The organism is Nonomuraea pusilla (assembly GCF_900109355.1).
Taxonomy (GTDB): Bacteria; Actinomycetota; Actinomycetes; order Streptosporangiales; family Streptosporangiaceae; genus Nonomuraea; species Nonomuraea pusilla.
On the sequence record NZ_FOBF01000003.1, the window covers coordinates 632,842 to 652,064 of the forward strand.

General features: G+C 71.6%; 20 protein-coding genes. 13 read left to right on the forward strand and 7 right to left on the reverse strand.

Annotated elements, in window-relative coordinates; genetic code table 11:
• Positions 1–98 precede the first annotated feature (98 nt).
• From BMX74_RS43940 to BMX74_RS08915, 7 genes are all read left to right on the forward strand, one after another.
• Positions 99–1,148 (forward strand): MvdC/MvdD family ATP grasp protein, encoded by a 1,050-nt coding sequence (locus tag BMX74_RS43940; RefSeq protein WP_177227286.1) that lies wholly within the window; start codon positions 99–101, stop codon positions 1,146–1,148.
• Positions 1,145–2,218, forward strand: a complete 1,074-nt coding sequence (locus tag BMX74_RS43945) for a TIGR04500 family putative peptide maturation system protein (protein ID WP_177227287.1) — start codon at positions 1,145–1,147, stop codon at positions 2,216–2,218. The genes BMX74_RS43940 and BMX74_RS43945 overlap by 4 nt, the downstream gene beginning before the upstream one ends.
• Positions 2,203–2,478, forward strand: coding sequence for a hypothetical protein (locus tag BMX74_RS08895; protein WP_055506079.1), 276 nt, complete (start codon positions 2,203–2,205; stop codon positions 2,476–2,478). Before BMX74_RS43945 ends, BMX74_RS08895 begins: the two co-directional genes overlap by 16 nt.
• Positions 2,478–4,616, forward strand: a complete 2,139-nt coding sequence (locus tag BMX74_RS08900; protein ID WP_091099468.1) for a peptidase domain-containing ABC transporter — start codon at positions 2,478–2,480, stop codon at positions 4,614–4,616. Before BMX74_RS08895 ends, BMX74_RS08900 begins: the two co-directional genes overlap by 1 nt.
• Before the next feature lie 178 nt (positions 4,617–4,794).
• Positions 4,795–5,037 carry a hypothetical protein gene (locus tag BMX74_RS08905; RefSeq protein WP_055506081.1) on the forward strand — a complete coding sequence of 81 codons (243 nt, stop codon included), beginning with the start codon at positions 4,795–4,797 and terminating at the stop codon, positions 5,035–5,037.
• Between the two features lie 109 nt (positions 5,038–5,146).
• On the forward strand, positions 5,147–5,998 hold the full coding sequence (locus BMX74_RS08910; RefSeq protein WP_055506082.1) for a TIGR03619 family F420-dependent LLM class oxidoreductase: 852 nt from the start codon (positions 5,147–5,149) through the stop codon (positions 5,996–5,998).
• 106 nt (positions 5,999–6,104) lie between these two features.
• Entirely contained in the window at positions 6,105–6,584 is a 480-nt protein-coding gene (locus BMX74_RS08915) for a YcxB family protein (protein ID WP_091099470.1), read from the forward strand.
• A gap of 34 nt (positions 6,585–6,618) precedes the next feature.
• On the opposite strand, the gene BMX74_RS08920 is transcribed toward BMX74_RS08915, so the two are convergent.
• On the reverse strand, positions 6,619–7,653 hold the full coding sequence (locus BMX74_RS08920) for an alpha/beta hydrolase (RefSeq protein WP_091099473.1): 1,035 nt from the start codon (positions 7,651–7,653) through the stop codon (positions 6,619–6,621).
• 249 nt (positions 7,654–7,902) lie between these two features.
• Here BMX74_RS08920 and BMX74_RS08925 point away from each other — a divergent pair, with 249 nt between their 5' ends.
• On the forward strand, positions 7,903–8,748 hold the full coding sequence (locus BMX74_RS08925) for a hypothetical protein (RefSeq protein ID WP_143078599.1): 846 nt from the start codon (positions 7,903–7,905) through the stop codon (positions 8,746–8,748).
• A 145-nt stretch (positions 8,749–8,893) separates the two neighbouring features.
• Here BMX74_RS08925 and BMX74_RS08930 read toward each other — a convergent pair whose 3' ends face one another.
• Positions 8,894–10,465: a TROVE domain-containing protein gene (locus tag BMX74_RS08930; protein WP_091099480.1), complete on the reverse strand. Its 1,572-nt coding sequence runs from the start codon at positions 10,463–10,465 to the stop codon at positions 8,894–8,896.
• Positions 10,466–11,782: 1,317 nt separating this feature from the next.
• Between BMX74_RS08930 and BMX74_RS08940 the strand changes: the two genes are divergently transcribed.
• Positions 11,783–12,241 (forward strand): glycine-rich domain-containing protein, encoded by a 459-nt coding sequence (locus tag BMX74_RS08940; RefSeq protein WP_055506087.1) that lies wholly within the window; start codon positions 11,783–11,785, stop codon positions 12,239–12,241.
• Positions 12,242–12,304: 63 nt separating this feature from the next.
• Here the strand turns inward: BMX74_RS08940 and BMX74_RS08945 are convergent, their stop codons facing one another.
• Positions 12,305–12,565, reverse strand: coding sequence for a hypothetical protein (locus BMX74_RS08945; protein ID WP_091099481.1), 261 nt, complete (start codon positions 12,563–12,565; stop codon positions 12,305–12,307).
• A 104-nt stretch (positions 12,566–12,669) separates the two neighbouring features.
• On the opposite strand from BMX74_RS08945, the gene BMX74_RS42935 reads away from it, so the two are divergent.
• On the forward strand, positions 12,670–12,888 hold the full coding sequence (locus BMX74_RS42935; protein ID WP_143078600.1) for a hypothetical protein: 219 nt from the start codon (positions 12,670–12,672) through the stop codon (positions 12,886–12,888).
• A gap of 19 nt (positions 12,889–12,907) precedes the next feature.
• On the opposite strand, the gene BMX74_RS08950 is transcribed toward BMX74_RS42935, so the two are convergent.
• Positions 12,908–13,714 carry an MBL fold metallo-hydrolase gene (locus BMX74_RS08950; protein WP_091099482.1) on the reverse strand — a complete coding sequence of 269 codons (807 nt, stop codon included), beginning with the start codon at positions 13,712–13,714 and terminating at the stop codon, positions 12,908–12,910.
• 59 nt (positions 13,715–13,773) lie between these two features.
• Here BMX74_RS08950 and BMX74_RS08955 point away from each other — a divergent pair, with 59 nt between their 5' ends.
• Positions 13,774–14,190: a MerR family transcriptional regulator gene (locus BMX74_RS08955; RefSeq protein ID WP_091099484.1), complete on the forward strand. Its 417-nt coding sequence runs from the start codon at positions 13,774–13,776 to the stop codon at positions 14,188–14,190.
• 101 nt (positions 14,191–14,291) lie between these two features.
• Here BMX74_RS08955 and BMX74_RS08960 read toward each other — a convergent pair whose 3' ends face one another.
• A complete protein-coding gene (locus tag BMX74_RS08960) occupies positions 14,292–14,663 on the reverse strand; it encodes a DUF5997 family protein (protein WP_055506091.1) in 372 nt (123 codons plus the stop codon).
• Between the two features lie 54 nt (positions 14,664–14,717).
• On the opposite strand from BMX74_RS08960, the gene BMX74_RS08965 reads away from it, so the two are divergent.
• The gene (locus BMX74_RS08965) at positions 14,718–15,446 is read left to right on the forward strand and encodes a LysR substrate-binding domain-containing protein (protein WP_256256837.1); all 729 of its coding nucleotides are present in this window, start codon (positions 14,718–14,720) and stop codon (positions 15,444–15,446) included.
• 735 nt (positions 15,447–16,181) lie between these two features.
• Here BMX74_RS08965 and BMX74_RS08970 read toward each other — a convergent pair.
• The gene (locus BMX74_RS08970) at positions 16,182–17,594 is read right to left on the reverse strand and encodes an FAD-dependent monooxygenase (RefSeq protein ID WP_091099487.1); all 1,413 of its coding nucleotides are present in this window, start codon (positions 17,592–17,594) and stop codon (positions 16,182–16,184) included.
• Between the two features lie 74 nt (positions 17,595–17,668).
• On the opposite strand from BMX74_RS08970, the gene BMX74_RS08975 reads away from it, so the two are divergent.
• Complete coding sequence (locus BMX74_RS08975) at positions 17,669–18,310, forward strand: TetR/AcrR family transcriptional regulator C-terminal domain-containing protein (protein WP_055506094.1); 642 nt, start codon at positions 17,669–17,671, stop codon at positions 18,308–18,310.
• A 39-nt stretch (positions 18,311–18,349) separates the two neighbouring features.
• On the opposite strand, the gene BMX74_RS08980 is transcribed toward BMX74_RS08975, so the two are convergent.
• On the reverse strand, positions 18,350–18,664 hold the full coding sequence (locus BMX74_RS08980) for a transposase (RefSeq protein ID WP_337959843.1): 315 nt from the start codon (positions 18,662–18,664) through the stop codon (positions 18,350–18,352).
• Positions 18,665–19,223: the final 559 nt, after the last annotated feature.

The window sequence follows — 19,223 nt, forward strand, 5'->3', positions numbered from 1 at the left end:
CCTCTGACGGGCGCCGCGGGGTGGGACGCGAGGTCGCGTCCCACCCCGCGGCTTGAACAGGCGGAGACGGGCGGGACGGACCGGTTGTGATTCTGATCATGAGCAAGCGCGGCGACGGCGCGGCGGAACGCGTGCTGGGCGGGCTGCTCCGGCGCGGCGCCCACCTTCTGGACCCCCACGGGGAGGAGCCGCCGGACGGCGGCGTGCCCGTCCTGTGGTGGGACAACGGCGAGTACCCGGCACGCAGCCGGATCACCGCGTCGTTCGCGGGCGGCCGGCGCAGATTGCTGCTGCACATCGACCGGCCCGACGGCGAGGGGCCGACCGTGGATCTTTCGCGGGTCACCGCCGTCTGGCGCAGCCGGCCGAGCGGCCCGCAGGCCCATCCCGCCGTCACCGACCCCACCCAGCGCGCCCACGCCGAGCTCCAGGCCGAGGTCATGCTCGACGGCGTCGGCAGCCTGCTGCCCGCCCGCTGGCTGCCCGGCACCCGGGCGGACGAGCTGCGCGCCCACAACAAGGTCCTCCACCTGGCGCGGGCCGTGGACCTGGGGTTCACGGTGCCGGACACGACGTACACCAACGACCCGGACGAGCTCGCCGCCGCCTACGCCGCCGCGTCCGGCCGGCTGGTGGCCAAGCAGATCGCGGCCGAACGGTTCCGGATCGACGGCGCGCCGCACCGCGCGTACACGACGGTCGTCACGCGGCGACACCTCACCTCGCGGCACCGGCTGCGGCACGAGCCCGTCATCCTGCAGCCGTACGTGGACAAGGCGGTCGAACTGCGGGTGATCGTGGTCGGCGAGCGGGTGTTCGCGGCCGAGATCGACGCGTCGGGCTCCACCGCGGCCAGGGACGACTGGCGGCACTACGACAACGACCGCGTCAGGTACGGCCCGCACGAGCTGCCCGCCGACGTGGCGCGCCGCTGCGCGCGCCTGGTGGCCGACGTCGGCCTCACCTACGCCGCGCTCGACTTCATCGTCACGCCCGCGGGCGAGTACGTGTTCCTGGAGCTGAACAGCAACGGCGCCTGGGGCTTCGTCGAGCTGTGGGCGGGGCTGCCGGTCAGCGACGCCATCGCCGCCTGGCTCATCGGGACGCCGGCAGAAGGACCAGCACCCACGGACGGAGTGAACCCGTGACCGATTTCGCCGAGGCCCTGGAGTCCGGGGTCGAGCTGCTGCGCGCGCTGCCGCGCCGCCGCGCCGCCGTCGCCGGTGCGCGCCGGGCCGCGGCGGACTGGGCCGCCCGCCGTCCCTGGCTGCGCGCCCAGCTCGTCGTGGACGAGCGTCCCGGCACCCCCGTCGTGGACTACGACCTGCTGCTCGACCACCCGGACGGCGGCACGGTGGCGCTGACGGCGCCGTCCGAGGACGGTGTGCCGTGGCTGGTGGACCACTCGACGCACTGGGCCGCCGGGCACCTGGTCAGCGTGGACGGGGTGCACGTGTCGGTGCCGCAGGCGCTGACGATGCTGCGTTCGCTGTCGCGGCGCGACGCCTCGCCGTACGAGGAGATCGTGGACCAGTGCCTGATCGCGGCGGCGGCCGAGGACGACACCGAGCCTCTGACCGCGGAGGAGCTGCAGGCGACGGCGGACGAGTTCCGCCGCGGGCGCGGCCTGCGCGACCGCGCCTCGACGCTGGCGTGGATGGCGGCGGCGGGGCTGTCGGGCGACCGGTTCGACGCCTACATCGCGGGGATCGCGCGGCGCCGCAGGTTCCGGCGGGCGAAGGAGGCGGAGCTGGCGCCGGCCCGCCTGGCCGCGCGCCCGGAGGACTTCGCCCGGGTCAGGGCCGTCTGGGTCGCGGCGCCGGAGCCGGTGACGGCCACCTCGCCCGCCGAGCTCCTCTCGGCTCCCACGGGGACCGCAGGCCCGGGGGCGGACGCGGCGGCTCCCGCCGGAGCCGCAGGCCCGGAGGTGGACGCGGCGGCTCCCGCCGGCGGGTCGCTCGACGGGCTCGGCGACCTGGTGGTGACGGTCGCGACCCGGTGGGAGGCGGAGCTGCCCGAGCCGCTGCGCGGGGCGCCGCCCGGCCGGGTGGTGGGCCCGGTGCGCGGCGACGACGGCCTCTTCCTCACCGGCGCCGTGCTGGCGAGGACGCCGGCCGCCGCCGACGCCGGGACGCTGGCCGCAGCCGGGCGCGCCGCGTTCTCGCAGTGGCTGGCGGAGCGCCGCGCGGCCGCCACCGTCGAATGGCACTGGACGTGACCGCCGACGGCCGGCACAGCCGGCCCCGTCAGGCGCCCCACCCGAGCACGCCGCATCCCGGCCCCCGGCAGGCCGCCGGTGCGAACGGGCGGCGCGGCGTGTACCGGGAGGAGGCGGTGCGCAGGCACATCCAGGCGCGGGCGGGGGCCCGGATGCCCCTGGTGATCAGCAGCCCGTCGTTCCTCGTGCTGTGGCTGGCCGTGGCGGCGGTGCTGGCCGCCGGCGCGCTGCTGACGGCGCTCGCCCTGGGAGCGTTCTGATGCTGCGCCGCATCCCGGTCGTCCTGCAGAACAGCGTCACCGAGTGCGGCGCGGCCTGCCTGGCGATGGTCCTGTGCCACCACGGACAGCGCACCACGCTGCACCAGGTGTCCGAGCGGCTCCAGGTCGGCAGGGACGGCCTGAACGCCAAGGCGATCGTGGACGGCGCCCGCGAGCACGGGCTGAAGGCGAGGGCGTTCTCGCTCGCCCCGGAGGACCTCGCGCGCGTGCCGCTCCCGGCGGTGGCGCACTGGGAGTTCAACCACTTCGTGGTAGTGGAGCGCTGGTCCCCCGACCGGGTGGACGTGGTCGATCCCGGCCAGGGCCGCCGCAGGCTGACGGCGGAGGAGTTCGGCGCCGGGTTCACCGGGGTGCTGCTGGTCTTCGAGCCGGGCGAGGGGTTCAGACGCGGCACGTCGTCGGTGGCGGGCGCGTGGCGGCGGGAGTTCGTCCGCACCCTGTTCCGCCGCAGGCGCGGCCTGCTCGCGCAGGTCGTCGCGGCGTCGCTGCTCCTGCAGCTGCTCGGGCTGGGCCTGCCGCTGTTCTCCGAGCTGCTGATCGACACCATCGTGCCGTCGGGCGCGGCGGACGTGCTGCCGATGCTGGGCGGCTCGATCCTGCTGGCGGGCGTGGCGCAGTTCCTCGTCGGCTACCTGCGGTCGGCGCTGCTGGTGGCGGTGCGGGCGCGCGCCGACCAGGAGCTCACCGAGGGGCTGGTCGGCCATCTCGTGGCGCTGCCGTACCGGTACTTCACCCAGCGCGGCAAGGGCGACCTGGTGACCAGGGCGGCGAGCGTGTCGACGCTGGGCGACATCCTGACGGGCCAGGTGGTGGCCGCCCTGCTCGACGGCCCGCTCGCGGTCGGCTACCTGGTGCTCGTGTTCGCCCGCGACCCGATGTTCGGGGCGGCGCTGAGCGGCGTGGCGCTGGTGCAGACGGTGCTGCTGGCCGTCACCGCGAACCGGATCGCCACGCTCACCCAGCAGGAGCTGACGGCGCTGTCGGCGTCGCAGAGCAGCCTCATCCAGGCGATCACCGGCATCGAGACGCTGAAGGCGTCGGGCGCGGAGAAGCGCGCGGTGGAGCAGTGGTCGGCCCACTTCACCAAGCAGCTCAACGCCGACGTGCGCACCGGGCTCACCCGGGGGCTGCTGGAGTCGGCGCTGTCGGCGATCCGCGTGATCGCCCCGCTCGGGCTGCTGTGGCTGGGCGCGTGGCGGGTGCTGGACGGGGAGCTCACGGTCGGCGCGCTGGTCGCGCTCAACGCGATCGCGCTGGCCGCCCTGACCCCGCTCGGCTCGCTGATGACGGGCCTGCAGAGCCTCCAGCAGGCGGGCGCCCACTTCGACCGGCTGTCCGACATCCTCGCCTCCGAGCCGGAGCCCGGCAACGGCATCGAGGTGCTGCGCCTGCGCGGCAGGGTCGAGCTGCGCGGCGTCAGCTTCCGCCACGACCCGCGCGGGCCGTGGACCGTCCGTGACGTGTCGGTGGACATCCTGCCCGGCCAGAAGGTCGCCCTCGTCGGCGCGTCGGGGTCGGGCAAGAGCACGCTGGCCAGGCTGCTGCTCGCGCTGCACACCCCCGTCGAGGGCGAGATCCGCTACGACGGCGTGCCCGCCTGCGAGCTGAACCTGCGCACGCTGCGCCGCCAGTTCGGCGTGGTCACGCAGGACCCGTCCCTGTTCAACGGCTCCATCAGGGAGAACATCGCGCTCACCGACCCCGGCGCCTCGCTGGAGCGGGTGGCGGCGGCCGCGCGGCTGGCCGGCCTGCACGACGAGATCATGGCGATGCCGATGGGGTACGAGACGGTCCTGACCGACGGGGGCGGGCTCTCCGGCGGCCAGCGCCAGCGCCTGGCCCTGGCCCGCGCCGTGCTGTCCCGGCCCAAGATCCTGCTGCTGGACGAGGCCACCAGCAACCTCGACAGCGCCACCGAGGCGCTCATCGAGACGAACCTGAGCGGGCTGTCGCAGACCAGGATCGTCATCGCGCACCGCCTCAGCACGGTCAGGGACGCCGATCTCATCCTGGTCGTGCACGGCGGCAGGATCGTCCAGCGCGGCACCCACCACGAGCTGATCGCCGTGCCCGGACCGTACGCGGCCCTCGTCGCCGCCCAGGCCGCCCGCGCCTGACGCCAGGACTTCCCCCGAGGGTGGAGGTTCCTCCCTCCACGGCTCGCATGTCTCTACCGGAGAAGGCGGCGGGGCTCATGGACGGGACGGGCGTTCGTGGGCAAGCTTGCCCCGAGTGGCCGTGCCGGCGCGAGCGGCACGGCCGCCGCCCCCCGTCCCCCCGAGGAGGAAGCGCCAGATGAGCACCGAGGTCATCAACACCGAGGCCACGACCACCTCTGCGACCAGCGCGGGCGCCGTGGCCGCCGGCCGCGTGACGGCCAGGCGGACCAACGACCACGTCGAACTCGTCCACGCCGACAGGCCGGACATCGTCCTGGACGTCCCGCGCCGCGACTGGCCGGCGTTCGTCGAGGCGGTCAAGGCGGGCGCCCTCGACCTGGAGGTGCTCAACAGGGCCGCCCAGGAGCACTCCGCCTGACCTCGTACGTCCCCGCCCCTCCCGCTCCCTCCGGAGGGGCGGGGATTTGCCCTGACACCGGCGTCAACCTTCTAGGGTGCCCCGTGCGCAGGGCCGAGGAGGGGGAACCATGAGGTTCGGAGTCAGCTACAACACCGCCTACTACGGCGTCGACCCCGACGCGCTGGTCGCGTTCGCGCGGCACGCCGAGGAATGCGGCTTCGAGTCGCTGTACGTGCCCGAGCACGTCGTGCTCCACCCCGGCGCGCGGGCCGGGCGCTTCGAGCTGCCGCCGTCGCTGCCGTACGCCGACCCGCTGGACCTCCTGGCCTTCGTCGCCGCGGCGACGCGGCGCATCCTGCTCGGCACGGCCGTGCTGCTGCTGCCGTACCATCACCCGGTGGTGCTGGCCAAGCGCCTCGCGACCGTGGACGTGCTGTCCAAGGGCCGCATGCGGCTGCTGACCGTGGGGCTCGGCGCCCTGCCCGGGGAGGCCGACGCGCTGGGCGTGGACTTCCGCAGCCGCGGCAGGCGCGCCGACGAGGCGATCGACGTGCTGCGGCTGCTCTGGGCCGGGGACGAGGAGGGCGTCAGCTTCGACGGCGAGTTCTTCACCCTGGACCGCGCGTGCAGCTTCCCCAAGCCGTACCGGGCGGCGACCCTGCCGGTGCACGTCGGCGGGTCGAGCGCGGCGGCGGCGCGCCGGGCGGGGCTGCGCGGCGACGGCTACTTCCCGGGCGGCGCGCTCACCGCGCGGGAACGGGCCGACCAACTGGAGCTCGCCCGGTCGACCGCGGCCGGGGCGGGGCGCGACCCGGACGCGCTGGAGTACACCCGCTGGGGTTCCGCCCAGATGACCGACGAGGAGATCGAGTCGATGGCCGCGCAGGGCGTCACGCGGATCGTCGTCACCGCCGTCTCCGCCGACCCCGCGGAACGGCTCGCCGAACTGTCGTCCTTCGCCGACCGCCACCTGCGCTAGAGCGTCGGCACGAGCCGGCCGGCCGGTGCGACCGATCTTGCCTCGTGGCGCGGTCCCGTCCAGGATGGGCCGCTGAACCCCGACGAAGGCGGCATGAGGCGACACCGTGGACTTCACCCTTACGTACCATCCCACGCCTGACGAAGTGGGGCGTGCGCTCCAGCACGGCGTGGGGCGGCAGCTCAGAGCCGTCCGCGTGGCGCTGCCCGCCGTCCTGGCCGCGTCCGGACTCGCCTGCCTCCTGCTCGGCACCGTCGGCCTCGGCGCCGGCCTGCTCGCCGGGGCCGTCGCCTTCCCGCCGGTCCTGACCGGCGTGATCCGCCGCACCGCCCGCAGGCAGCTCGGGTACCTCTGTGTGCCCACCACCCTGCACGTCACCGGCGACGGGTACAGCATGAGCACCGAGCAGTCCACCTCGGCGGTGAAGTGGTCGCTGTTCAGCGACGTCGTGGCCACGCCGGAGTTCTGGCTGTTCTTCGTCAACCGGCAGTTCGCCGGCTTCCTGCCCAGACGCGCCTTCGACCCGGCCCAGCAGACCGCCCTCGACGCCCTCTTCGCCCCCCAGCCGACCCCCGCCTCCCGCTGACGCCGGCCCCGCGGGGCAGCGGTGGAGGGGCTCCTCAGCGCGTCCCGCCGCCGGAGCGGGCCCGCCGGACGTGATCGAGGACGACCCCCACCACCACGTCCGGCCGGTACCGGTGGACGTGGTGTCCCGTCTCCTCGGCCACGACGTGCACCGCGTCCGAGGACAGCCGCGCCAGATCCTCCTGCAGCGGATACCAGACGGAGTAGAAGCGCCGCCGCTCCGCGATCGCCCGCGGGTCCGCGCACAGCGGGTCGTCCCGGCTGGACGACAGCACCGTCAGCGGGATCGCGCCCAGGCCGGCCGACCGGCGACGCACCTGCGCGGGCGTGACGGTGACCATGGCCGCCGTCTCCCGCAGCCCCGCGCGGCGCTGCCGATGGCTCAGGTCGAACGCGATCCTCACGGGGACCAGCTCCGGCGGCACGCACCGGGCCTCGGCCGCGCCGCGGGCCCGGCCGCTCCACCCCGCGTCGAACGCCAGGCGCCGCGGCCCGAGCGGCGTCAACACCTCTCTCAACGTCAGGCGCACCAGCTCCGCCCGCGACCCGGCCAGCCGCCGGAACTGCTCCGGATGGCTCGAATCGACGAGCACGACCGCCGCCACCTGGCCGGGCCGCTCCGCGGCGAACAACCGCGCGACGTGCCCGCCCGCCGAATGCCCCACCACCACGTACGGCGGCGGGATCTCCGCCTTCCGCAGGGCCCGCCGCAGGTCGCGTGCCGCCCGCAACGCCGACCCCGACCACGGCGACGGGTCGCTCCACCCGAGCCCGGCCCGGTCGTACAGCACGACGGACGACTCGGCCGACAGCTCCGGCAGCAGCCCGGCCCAGTTCAGCCCCGACTCGGCCAGCCCCGGCACGACCACCACGGTCGGCGAACCGGTGCCCGCCGTCCACAGATGAATCCGCCGCCCGCCGATGTCCACCATCCGCCCGGGAGGCGCGAACCGCCGCCGGTCCCGCCTCGCCCCGCGCACCTGGTACAGCACGCTGGCGGCCATCCCGCCCACAGCCACGCCCGCCACCGCCTTGGCGAATCCGCCCGCGCCGAAACTCCCGCGCCCCATGCACGTCCTCCCGCTGCCTCTGAACCGGTCCCCTCGCGGATCATCCACGGCCGAGCCCGCCTTGCCCAGAAGGAAAAGCGAACAAAGAAAGGAGCAGGAAAAACAGAGAGAGAAACCCGATTAACGAACCAACCGAAAACTGAGGCGTTTCTCGAACCGCTCGCTCCCAGATCGAATCCGCATGTAACGCAACAACTCCTCGCCGTCGAGCGTCTCCCCTCACCGAGACGCGTACACCAGGAGTCCCCCATGTCCCAGTACTACGGACCGCCACAAGGCCCACCCCCAGGACCGCCGCCCTCGAACTGGGCGCCCTACCCGCCCGTCACCCCGCCCCCGCCGAGGAAGAAGCACACGGCGCTGAAAGTGATCGCCGGAGTCCTCGGTGCGCTGCTCCTCATCGGGATCGGCGCTCGCCTGGGCGGCGGCGACCGGGCCGAGCCAACGGCGGAGCGCAGCGGACTCGACGTGGCGGCCCAGCCCGAAGCCGAGGCTCCGACACCTGCCGCCCAGCAGGACACTCCGGCGGTCACGCCCACTCCGACCTCGAGCCCCGCGGAGAAGCCGAAGACGTACCAGGGCGTCGGCGCGAAGGTGGTCAAGGTGAAACAGACCGAGCACGCCCTCCTCGCCGAACTCACCCACAGCGGCTCGTCCAACTTCATCGTCAGCCCGGTCGATCCTGGTGGCGCCGAGCAAGCCTCGATCGTCAACGAGATCGGCCGCTACAAGGGAACCGTCCTCGTCAACGAGGAGGACGGCAAGGTCCTCCGCGCGTTCAAGATCCAGGCGGACGGACCGTGGACACTCACGCTCAAACCGCTCGCCCTCGCCCGCGTGTGGGACGGCGGCAGCATCCGCGCCTCCGGCCGTGGCGACGACGTGATCGCCCTTGCCCCTCCGGCCTCCGGCCTGACCACCATGAAGGTCAACCACTCGGGCAGCCACAACTTCATCGTCGACTCCTACAGCGAGTCGTCCAGGGACCTGCTGGTGAACGAGATCGGCTCCTACCGAGGCGAGGTGCTGCTGCCGGACGCGACGTTCCTGATAGCCGTCCACGCGGACGGAAAGTGGAGCTTCACCAAGGGCTGAGCCACCACCGCGGCCCGCGCAGCGCACCACCTGGGGCCTCCAGGAGGAGAACCGTCGCATCCTCACTCGCCGTTCCGCCGGCGGTGCTCAACTGCTCACCATGCCGAGCGTGACGACGGCCCTGCGCCAGCGCGCGGCCCGCCGGCTAGAACGGCCAGTCGGCGTCGCGGCCGGCTTCGAGCAGCGGGACCAGGCCGAACGCGGCATCGGAGAGCCCGCCGAACGTGTGCCGGTTCCCCGCTCCCGAGGGGCCGTGACCGTGCCGGTAGCCCGCCAGGTTCCACGTGTAGACGGGAACGCGCGCCGGGACCTGCGCGGTCGGATCGGCGCCGCCGGGCCCGTCCCACACCTGCTCGTCGGTGAGGATCACCACCCGGTCGTGGCCGCGGTAGTGGGCGCGGACGGCCTCGGCGGTGTCGGTGCCGCCCAGGTTCCCGAACCGGTCCACCATGCGCAGCAGCGACTCGCCCCCGCCGAACCGCACCGCCCGGTGACCCGTGCCGAACTCGACCAGGTCCGCGGAGTGCGCGCGCAGCGCCAGCGCCGACCCGAAGACCGCGGCCGAGTCGGCCCGGTTGAGCCCGGACCTGTCCGAGATCGGTCCGAACATCGAGCCGGACCGGTCCACGAGGATCAGCGTCCGCCCCTTCAGCGCGGGCACGTTCGCCAGCGAGTGCGCGAGCGCCTGCTCCAGCGCGTACGCCCAGCGCAGCGACGGAGCGGCGCGGTAGGCGGCGAGGAACCGGAACGGGAACTGCTTCGACCGGCGCACCTGGCCCGCGTCGGCCAGCTTCGCGGCGACGCCGGCGGCGACCTCGTCGGAGACGCCGGCCTGGTCGAAGTTCCGCAGGTTCCTGGTGAGCGCCATCAGCCCCATCGACGGGATGACGGCCTCCCACGCCTCAGCGTCCATCGGCCCCTGGAGCCAGCCCGCGAGCGCCTCCCACGTCATCCCGGCCAGGGTGAGGCGTTCGCGGACGTCCGGGCGGGACAGGAACTCGCGGCGCCGCTCGACCGGGAGCGCCATGAGCTTCTCCCGCTCCGCCAGCGTGCGCAGCGAGGCGGGTACGTCGTCGCCGCGCTGGTGACGCCGGTCGAGGGCGTGCCTGAACAGGTCGCCCTGCCAGTGCTTGCCCGGGTCCGGCGCGGGATGGACGAGGTCGATGACGTCGCCGAAGCGGAAGCCCCTGCCGCCGGTGTCGTACTTGAGCAGGCTTCGCTCCGTGTAGAGGCGCTGGACGGCGTCGGCGACGCCCCGCTTGACCGGCTTGGGAACGGCCCGGCCGTAGGTGGAGGTCCAGTAGGCGAGCGCCTCCCCCGGCTCGTCCGCGCGCTGGAGGACGCTGCCGACGAGCTGCCGGTTCAGGCCCTGCTCGCCCGCGGCGAGGCGGGCCTTGACCGCCTCCAGGACGGCGACCATGGGCGCCGTCCGCATGTTCGCCTCACTGCGCAGCCACGGCAGGAACCGGGCCAGCCACCCGCCGTCCTCGACGGCCACCTGGTGGACGAGGGCGCGGAATCGCTGGTCTCGGTCGGACGCCTGCTCGTAGAAGGTGCCCTCGCCGGCCATGTTGACGACCGCGAGGAGGAACAGCTCGCCCTTGGCGTCCCGCGCGTAGCCCGGAGCGCCCTCGTAGGTGTGGCCGGACGGGGCCGCCTCGGTCCTGACCGGGCTGGACGCGGCCGTCCTGGTGGTCACGCGATTGAACTTCGCCATGCTGCGACGAGGCCCCCTGCTCTTTGTCGTACGGAGGGAGCCTCTTTTCCGGAGAACGTGCCCGAGAACCAGGTCGGCTACAGGAAACAAAGCGCTCTGCCTGCTGAGCTACATCCGCCGTGAAGGGCGGATGGCGGGACTCGAACCCGCGACCACTCGATCCCTAATCGAAGTACCTGTCGCCTGCGCACCGGGCACGCGCTCCGAAATCGTGTCCCTCCCGAGATCCGAGGTCGGCGACGGTGACACAAGTGTCCTGGGCCACTGGACGACACCCACCGGAGGTGGGAGGCGGGATTCGAACCCGCGTTTCTCCTATGGAGAGGAAGTAACCGTTGCCTGCGCACCGGGAGGTGCATATTCGGTTGTGAGCTTCAGAGGTCGAGGCGGCGCCGGGTCGGTTTCATTTAACAGATGAAGGAACCGGAGCCTTCGCACCTGAAGCGGTTCCCACGATAGCGAGCAAGATTACGGACCACATCTGATTTTCCGCCGTTCCCACGAAATATCAGGACATCGCACATAAGCAGCAGATCCAGCCACTTTCGCGAGCGTTCCGCCGACTCGCCCTTACGGACACCCCTCCCCGCTCCCCGCCTCGGACACGTCGGGCCACCTGCCGATGATCTCGACGCCGATGACGCGGCCGTCCTCGTCGAGGTCGAATCTCCGGGGGTAGGGCTGACACCGCTCCGCTGAGTGCGATCATCCCGCCATGACCGCCACTCCTCGTCCCCGCAGCGGCCGTTCCGGCGTCATCGGCTTCGCGATCTCGGCCTTGCCGGCGCTCGTCGGCCGTGCGCTCCTCCTGTGGAGGGCTTGGGCCGCGTGGGCGCCGCGCCCGGCACGTGGTTGCTGCCGGTGGCCGGAGCCGGGCACCTCTGGTTCCTGATGCTCGACGACCTGTAAGGAAGCGACCGTCCGCCCCGCGGAGGAGGACATCCGGGCCTCCGACCGCTCCCTCTGCCGAACGCCCCTGGGCTCGCTGCTGAGCCTGCACGTCCATCCGGGCGATCCCCTCCGGGATCTGCCGAGTGCGGGCACCGGGGTGTCCCTACCCGCCGCCGCAGCCGCCGCCACAACCGCCGCCCCCGCCGTCCCCACCCCCAGAACTTCCGCCCCCGCCGCCGCCCCCGCCGCCGGAGTTGTCCCACTTGTCGCGCCGGCTCGCGTCGTCGTCGGCCTTCCGTACGAGCCACCAGACGATAAGGACGCCGAGTCCGATCACAATCGCCATCTCCATCGATACAGTGAATCCCGCTTCCAGCCGGGGAGGTAGGGGTGTTCTCGATACACCGCAGAATCAGCATCGATCGCATGGCCCGGGTCGTCGACGGCTTGGACCTGCCCGATGCCGTCTTCAGGACATGCCCCTACCAGCCGCGCGAGCTTGTCGAGACCGGGCTGCGGCAGTGGCTGCGCTGCTGCGGCGCGGCGATGCGGGACCACCGCATCATCGGCATGCCGTCGCACGCCGTGGACGAGGCGTGGCACGGGTTCATCCTGTGCACCGCGCGGTACGCGGCGTTCTGCTCGGCGGCGTACGGCCGGTATCTGCACCACCACCCTGAGGGCGGCGGCCTGCCGGGCACGGCCGTCGCGGGCTCGATGCGCGATCAGCTGGACCGCACCGTCGTCGCCTGGACGATGGTGGCCCGGCCCGGCGAACGATGCGTCCTGTGGGACCTGGACGCGCAGGTCGGCGTGCCCGAGCCGTGGGGCGTCCCGGCCGAGCGGGTCGCCGCGATCGAGACACGGCTTCGAACCACCGCCTGAACGGACGAAAGAACCCGATCACCAGCGAAGGACCGCCTCCAGGAAGCTCGCCTGAGCCGATCCTCATCCCCCGGGGCAGTCGCTGTGCTCAGCGCAGTAACCGGACGGCAGCGGGGGCACAGGACGGTACAGCTCCGCCTGGCGTGCGTCGACGTACAGGCTCGCGTGAACGAGGACCCCGCACACTGCCGCGACAGGACCGAAGACCCAGGCACCCACCGCCCTCCGGGTGAGGACGCAGACGCCGGCGGCGAGGACGGGCGTCGCAACGAAGATCACCCCGGCCGCCGTCATCCACGCGTTCGCCTTGTCACCGTCGGTCATGCCGCCGACACCACCCGGCCCCCTGCCCCGTGCCTTCATGGTTGATGACGATCTCACGCACGGGGCGGTGCCTCGCTGGGCGAATCCGAGGAGCACGACGTTCAGTGGTGTGGGCGCATTCCGTCGAAGAGGACGGCCAGCGTTCGGGCGCGCAGCTCATCGCCCCACTGGTTGCGTTCCGCGGCCATACAGGTGGCCGCCAGCAGGGCCAGCGGCACCACCCCGACGGCATCGACCTGCCGCCCGCAGCGGCCGATCACCTCGGCGAGGTCTTCCGGTCCTCCCGCGGCACACTCGTCAACGGCATGAACACCGGCCGGTAGAGGAACACGCGGCCGAAGCTCATGGTCGGAGGCGGTCGAGCTCCCAGGGATCGTGCGCGGACACGACGGTCACCTCGTCGCCGTGTTCACGCACGAGCGCGCGCAGCCGGGCCTGGGTGGCGACGCGGGCCGCCCGGTCCACCTCGGATTCGTGCTGCACGACGTCCATGAGCGGGTGCCCGTGCGGCGTGTCGTCGTCCAGTTCACGGTGGTAGAAGTAGGCGTCGCCCGCGTGCAGCAGCCACCGGTCGTCGTGCCGTACGGCCACTCCTGCATGACCGGCGCTGTGGCCGCCGAGTGGCACCAGCAGGATCTCCGGCGGCAGCCCTTCCAGCGGACGCGCCCCGGGGAACCCGAACCAGTCCCGACCGCCGTCGCCGCCGTAGGTGATCCAGTGCGGATCGTGTGCCCAGTGGGCGGGGCGGTAGCGGCGGCTGGGGGCCTCGGCCAGTGCGGCCCGGCGTTCGGCTTCGAACACGTGCACCCTGGCGTGCGGGAAGTCAGGGAGCCCGCCGGAGTGGTCCACGTCGAGGTGCGTGACCACGATGTCGTGAACGTCGGCGGGGTCGTACCCGAGACGGACGATCTGGCGGACGGCGGTCTCGTCCGGGTCGAGAAGCGGTTCGGCCAGCGCGACCCAGTCGGCGGCCAGCGACTCCCCGGGCCGCCGGACATCGTCCAGCCCGAGGCCCGCCTCCACCAGTACGAGGCCGGCGTCGTCGGTTTCGACCAGCAGAGCGTGGCACACGATCGGCAGGGGAGCGAGGGGGCCGTAGGTCGGCTCGATCTTCCGCAGCGACCCGACGTTCAGGTGATGGACCTTCATGCGCCCTAGACTGCGACTTGAACCGCGGTTCAAGTCAAGGAGACGAGGAGGCCGTCGGGGTGGACGAGACGCTGCTGGACATCGGCGAGGTGGCCGAGCGCACGGGGCTGGCCCCTTCGGCGCTGCGGTTCTACGAGCGCAAAGGTCTCATCTCCAGCACGGCGCGCAACGGTCTGCGCCGCGCCTACCGGCCCGAGGTGCTGGAACGCCTCGGGCTGATCATGTGCGCCCGCGGTGCCGGCTTCACCGTAGCCGAGATCAGCTCGTTTCTCAGCGCGGGCCCCGGCGACCGGGAGGTACGCGAGAAGATGGCGGTCAAGGCCGGGGAGTTGAACCAGCGCGTCGCCCAGTTGACGAGGTTGCGCGACGCGCTCGACCACGCCGCGACCTGCGACCACGAGCCTCTGACGGACTGCCCCGACTTCAAGCGAGCCGTGTGGAACGCCCGGCCCGAATCGACAGCCTCTTCCCCCTGACGCGGAGCCACAGGCCCTGGCCCACCAGCACCGCACGGCGGAAAAGGATCATGATCCGTCAATGGCACAAGCCCCGCGTTCCCGCGCGGGATCCCAGCTGTCTAGCGCTGCTTGAGGCGGAGCGCTTCCTTGCGGGTCTCGGCCTGGACGGTCCGCTCGCGCTCCAGCCACGCCGGATTCTCCGCTTTCAGCGCATCGATCTCAGCGGTGGTGAGGGGCTCGGTGATCCCCCCTCTGATCAGGCCCGAAACGGAGACCCCGAGCTTCGCGGCGACGACCTGCTTCGGGTGCGGGCCGTTGCGGCGCAGGTCAGTGAGCCACGCGGGCGGCTTCGACTGCAACTCGTTCAGTTCGTCCCTGGAGACGACGCCCGCCTGGAACTCGGCGGGAGTGGCCGAGAAGAGGACACCCAGCTTCTTGGCCGCGGTCTCGGGCTTCATCGTCTGGACGGTCTTCGGTTTGGGCGAGGTCATGGCGCCAAGCGTAGTCAGTCGGAACGCGTTCCCTGACATCGGTACTCTGAGGCGGTGACTGATGGGGAGACCGGCAGGGTGTTCCGGCTGGCGTACGCACCCGGTGTGACACCGGCGAAATGGGTCAACGTCTGGACCGAGAGGATGCCCGGCGTGCCCCTGACCCTGGTCGCGGCTCCCGCCGCGGAGGTCGCGCAACTCCTGCGGGACGGCGGCGCCGACGCCGGATTCGTCAGGCTGCCGGTCGACCGGGACGAGCTCAGCGTGATCCCTCTCTACGTCGAGACCACGGTGGCCGTGGTGCCGAAGGACCACGCGGTGGCCGCCGCGGACGACGTGGCCCTCGCCGACCTGGCCGACGACGAGGTGTTCCACCCCCTCGACGACGTCATCGAGTGGACGGCCCGGCCCGGGCTGCCCGCGTTCACCCGCCCGGCCACGACGGCGGAGGCGGTCGCGCTGGTGGCGGCCGGCACCGGGCTTCTCCTGGTTCCGCAGTCGCTCGCACGCCTCCACCACCGCAAGGACCTCACCTACCGGCCGGTGCTGGACGCCCCGCAGTCCCAGGTCGCGCTGGCCTGGCCCACGGACGCGACCACCGACCTGGTGGAGGATTTCATCGGCATCGTCCGCGGCCGGACCGTGAACAGCTCGCGCGGCCGTACCCCCGCCTCCCCCGTGGAGAAACCGGCACCGCGGCAGGCCCAGAAACCCGCCAGGAACGGCTCCGGCCGCCGCGCCGTACCGGCGGGCCGCAAGAGAAAGGGTCACCGACCTCGGTGACCCGCGGCCCCCGAACCTCCGGCCCGGACGCTCGGGAGCAGCCGCCAAGCCCCCGTCCCCACGCTCCCGCGGCACGCCGACCCGCAGCGTTTCCGACGTGCTCGTCAACGGAACGGCACCTGCGTGATGTCACAGCACCCACGCCGACCTGGCAGCGGAGAGGAGCCCCGGCGCTGCACCGCGGACGCGGCTCGTGCCCGTCGCGATCGTCCTGGAACCCAGGCCCTCACCGGTGTCACGAGACCTTGACCAGCCCCGCGGCGGCGGACACTGTGGTTGGAGCGGTCACGACTGAAGGGGCAGAGGCATGCTGGGGTTGGGCTGGCTCGAAGTCCTGTTCATCTCGGCCCTGATGTTGGCCGTCGTAGTCGCCATCGCGCTCCTACTGCGCCGGCGCCGTTGACACCACGGGCGGGCTGCTCGGGATGCGCCCACGCGGCCTCCCTGGCCTGCACTTCCATGGTCTCCGGCTGGAGGGCGCATCGGCCGATGGCACGAAGCCCCGTTTCCGTGGTCGGAAACAGGGCTCATCCTGATGGTGGGCGGTACTGGGTTCGAACCAGTGACCCCTCGCTCGTAAGTCAACCCGAAAGGGGCGGGATCAGCACCGGCACCCGCCTTGATCTGGGCGCACACGACCACAGCTCCAACCGCTCGTCAGGTCGCGCTGGTGCTGTGCTGAAGGAGAGTGTGATCGAGCCCGTCTTCGTATCCGATCGAGTTGATCGAACGATGTCAACACCAGGGTCGCAGGGCTGTGGACAACGCTTCACGGCCCAGCGACTCTTTCCAGGCCAGGTGCCCGTCGGGCCTGATCAGCAGCTGTTCCCCGAAGCCCTTGAGCTGGCTCACCAGGCAGCCGTCCACAGGCTCGCCTGAGACATCGGCCAAGATCGGGCGACCCGTGCGAAGGTGCTCGAACAGCCGCGTCCCGTCGGGCAGGTCCCGGTCGGGTACGCGCGGTCCGAGTCCATAGGAGATGTCCAGCCCCGTGATCATCATGGCGATCTCCCGGGTCGCGTCCGGCGTCGCGAGCATGTCGCCGACGTGCACTCGAAGCGCATCCACATGCGCGCCGGGTGCGCTCAACGCGCTCTGCGCGCGCGTGTTCGACAGCACCCGGGCGCCCACGGGGTGCCGCTCTTCGTGGTACGTGTCGAGCAACTCCTCGTCGGCGCTCCCTCGCACGACGAGCGCCAGCTTCCAGCCGAGATTGAACGCGTCCTGCAGCCCGGTGTTCAGCCCCTGACCCCCGGCCGGCGAGTGGACGTGCGCCGCGTCCCCGGCCAGCAGCACACGCCCGCAACGATAACGCGCCGCCTGCCGCGCGACGTCGGTGAATCGCGAGATCCACCGTGGACTGTGCATCCCGAAATCGGTGCCCGCCACCCGAATGAGCATCGCCCGCAGATCTTCGAACCCGATGGCCATCCAGTCGGCAACGGTCGCCCCGGCCTCGTCCACGATCACCCGCCGCCAGCCCTCCTCGAAGCCGAGCACCGAGAAGTTGCCTCGTGGCGTTCGCTGGAGCAGAAAATGCTCCGCGGGCGGGTCGGCAAGTTCGACGTCCCCGAGGATCGACGTGGTGGTCGCCGGCGTGCCCGGGAAGTCGATGCCCGCCAGCCGGCGCACCACACTGCGGCCACCGTCACAACCGACCAGATAACGCGTCTCCACGGGCCCGGCCGTGGTCTCGACCACGACCCGCTCCGCGGCTGCCGACGCGGCTGCCGCCCCCGCGTCCGGCGACGCCGCACCCGCCGACGCCGGCCTGGGGCGTAGGCCCGTCACCTCGACCCCGCGGCGAATCCGAACGCCCAACTCCCGGGCGCGGGCCTCGAGCAGCCGCTCGATCCGACGCTGAACGATCACCAGCAGGAACGGATACCGGGTCGGCAGCCCCGACAGGTCGAGCGGCAGTCCGGCGAAGCGCGTGCCCGGCAGCGGACGCCCCTCAGCCAGGAACGGGTCGAGCATCCCCCGCTGATCGAGCACTTCCAGCGACCGCGGATGCAGTCCGCCGGCCCTCGATTCACGCGTGGGCTCGGCCAGCCTTTCGATCACCAGCACGTCCACCCCGGCCAGCCGCAGCTCGCACGCCAGCATCAGGCCGGTTGGGCCGGCGCCGACGATGACTACGTCCTCCATGATCGCCCCCTAACGGCATTAGACTCATCTCGAACATCGTTAGATTAAGCTCTAACGGTGCTAAATTGTCAACCGTGCCCATCACACCCGACCTGATCGCACGGACCGGCCTGCGGCTGCTGAACGACGTCGGCCTCGACGGCCTGACCATGCGGCTGCTCGCCAAGGAGCTGGACGTCCAGGCGCCCACGCTCTACTGGCACGTCAAGAACAAGCACGAGCTGCTCGACCTGATGGCCGGGCTGATCGTGGCCGAGGCGGCCGACGGCATTGAAGGCCCCAGTCGCAACGAGACCTGGCAACAATGGATCGCCGGCCTCGCACACAGAATGCGCGACGCGATGCTTCGCTACCGCGACGGCGCCAGGATCACTGCCGGGTCCTACTCCACGGGTCCGTCCATCGGGCGGATGCTCGAACTGGTTCTGCGTACGCTCACCGACGCCGGCTTCTCGGCCGCCGAGGCAGCCCGCGCGTTCCCCGCCGTCCTGCACTACGTCGTGGGCTTCACGATTGAGCAACAAGCGCGCACGGGCGAGAATTACGAAGGCCCCAACCCCTACGCACAGAAGATGACCATCGACGCAACCCGGTATCCCCTGACGGCAAGCGTGACGAAGGAGCTCTACGCCCTCGACAGCGACGACAATTTCGAGTACGGCCTGCACATCGTGCTGGCGGGCATGGAGGCCGTGCGTCAGAAGGTCAGCGGATAACGCTGGGAGTCAGACAATGGTATTGGACCCAGTGCCGCATCAGGCGACGTTCGCCCTGGTGACGACCGTGCGTAGGCAATGGTCGTCGGCGTGGCGGTTTGACCAGATGAGGTAGCGGCAGATCATGCGGGCCTGGGCTTTGTGGCCGGGATGGTCGGTGCCGTCGACGGTGAAGTAGCGCAGCGCGGCGAACAGGGCCTCGATCGGGTTGAGCCAGGAGGAATCGGTCGGGGTGTAGGCGATCTCGACGTTGTTCGCATCGGACCAGTCCGCCACCCGGCGGCAGCGTTCGGTGGTCAGGCGCGGGGAGCAGTTGTCGCACACGATCGCGATGCGGACGATCGCGGGATACAGGCTGCGTGGACAGCGCCAGAACTATTGCGGCTGGAGGTTGAGCGGGCCGAACTCATCCAGGCTGAAGACAACGTCGGGTTCGTCTTCCTCGGGGATGACCTCACCGTCCGCGATGGCGTACAGGTGCTCGATGCGCGCTGAACCGCCAGATCAAAAGGCCGAGATCCAAAGCTGATGGCACGTCAATGGCACCAAGCCCCGTTTCCATGGTCGGAAACGGGGCTCTTCTGGCTGGGTGGGCGGTACTGGGTTCGAACCAGTGACCCCTCGCTTGTAAGGACCGCCCGGACAAAACCGTCACCTGCCGGGATGCATCAAACCCCAGGTCAGACCGCGTTTCGGAGTGCGTTCAAGCGCGTTCGGAAACGTTCATTGGGAGACGTGATCTCCCATTCGTCTCCCACTCGGCGGCGGGCCGCCACAGAGCGAGCAGTGACGCGCCTTCCATGAGTAGCGCTCCCGGACCCCGTGCGGCTCGCTCTTCTCTTGGCCGGTGGTAGTGCGGCAGGGCTCGTACTCCAGCGCGCCACAGAAGTCATAGGGGCAGGCTGTCTCATAC

Coding starts and splice junctions, on each gene's coding strand:
- BMX74_RS43940 (WP_177227286.1), top strand. CDS start 99: ATGAGCAAGCGCGGCGACGGCGCGGCGGAACGCGTGCTGGGCGGGCTG.
- BMX74_RS08895 (WP_055506079.1), top strand. CDS start 2,203: ATGGCACTGGACGTGACCGCCGACGGCCGGCACAGCCGGCCCCGTCAG.
- BMX74_RS08900 (WP_091099468.1), top strand. CDS start 2,478: ATGCTGCGCCGCATCCCGGTCGTCCTGCAGAACAGCGTCACCGAGTGC.
- BMX74_RS08905 (WP_055506081.1), top strand. CDS start 4,795: ATGAGCACCGAGGTCATCAACACCGAGGCCACGACCACCTCTGCGACC.
- BMX74_RS08910 (WP_055506082.1), top strand. CDS start 5,147: ATGAGGTTCGGAGTCAGCTACAACACCGCCTACTACGGCGTCGACCCC.
- BMX74_RS08920 (WP_091099473.1), bottom strand. CDS start 7,653: ATGGGGCGCGGGAGTTTCGGCGCGGGCGGATTCGCCAAGGCGGTGGCG.
- BMX74_RS08925 (WP_143078599.1), top strand. CDS start 7,903: ATGTCCCAGTACTACGGACCGCCACAAGGCCCACCCCCAGGACCGCCG.
- BMX74_RS08930 (WP_091099480.1), bottom strand. CDS start 10,465: ATGGCGAAGTTCAATCGCGTGACCACCAGGACGGCCGCGTCCAGCCCG.
- BMX74_RS08940 (WP_055506087.1), top strand. CDS start 11,783: ATGGCCCGGGTCGTCGACGGCTTGGACCTGCCCGATGCCGTCTTCAGG.
- BMX74_RS08945 (WP_091099481.1), bottom strand. CDS start 12,565: ATGACCGACGGTGACAAGGCGAACGCGTGGATGACGGCGGCCGGGGTG.
- BMX74_RS08950 (WP_091099482.1), bottom strand. CDS start 13,714: ATGAAGGTCCATCACCTGAACGTCGGGTCGCTGCGGAAGATCGAGCCG.
- BMX74_RS08960 (WP_055506091.1), bottom strand. CDS start 14,663: ATGACCTCGCCCAAACCGAAGACCGTCCAGACGATGAAGCCCGAGACC.
- BMX74_RS08970 (WP_091099487.1), bottom strand. CDS start 17,594: ATGGAGGACGTAGTCATCGTCGGCGCCGGCCCAACCGGCCTGATGCTG.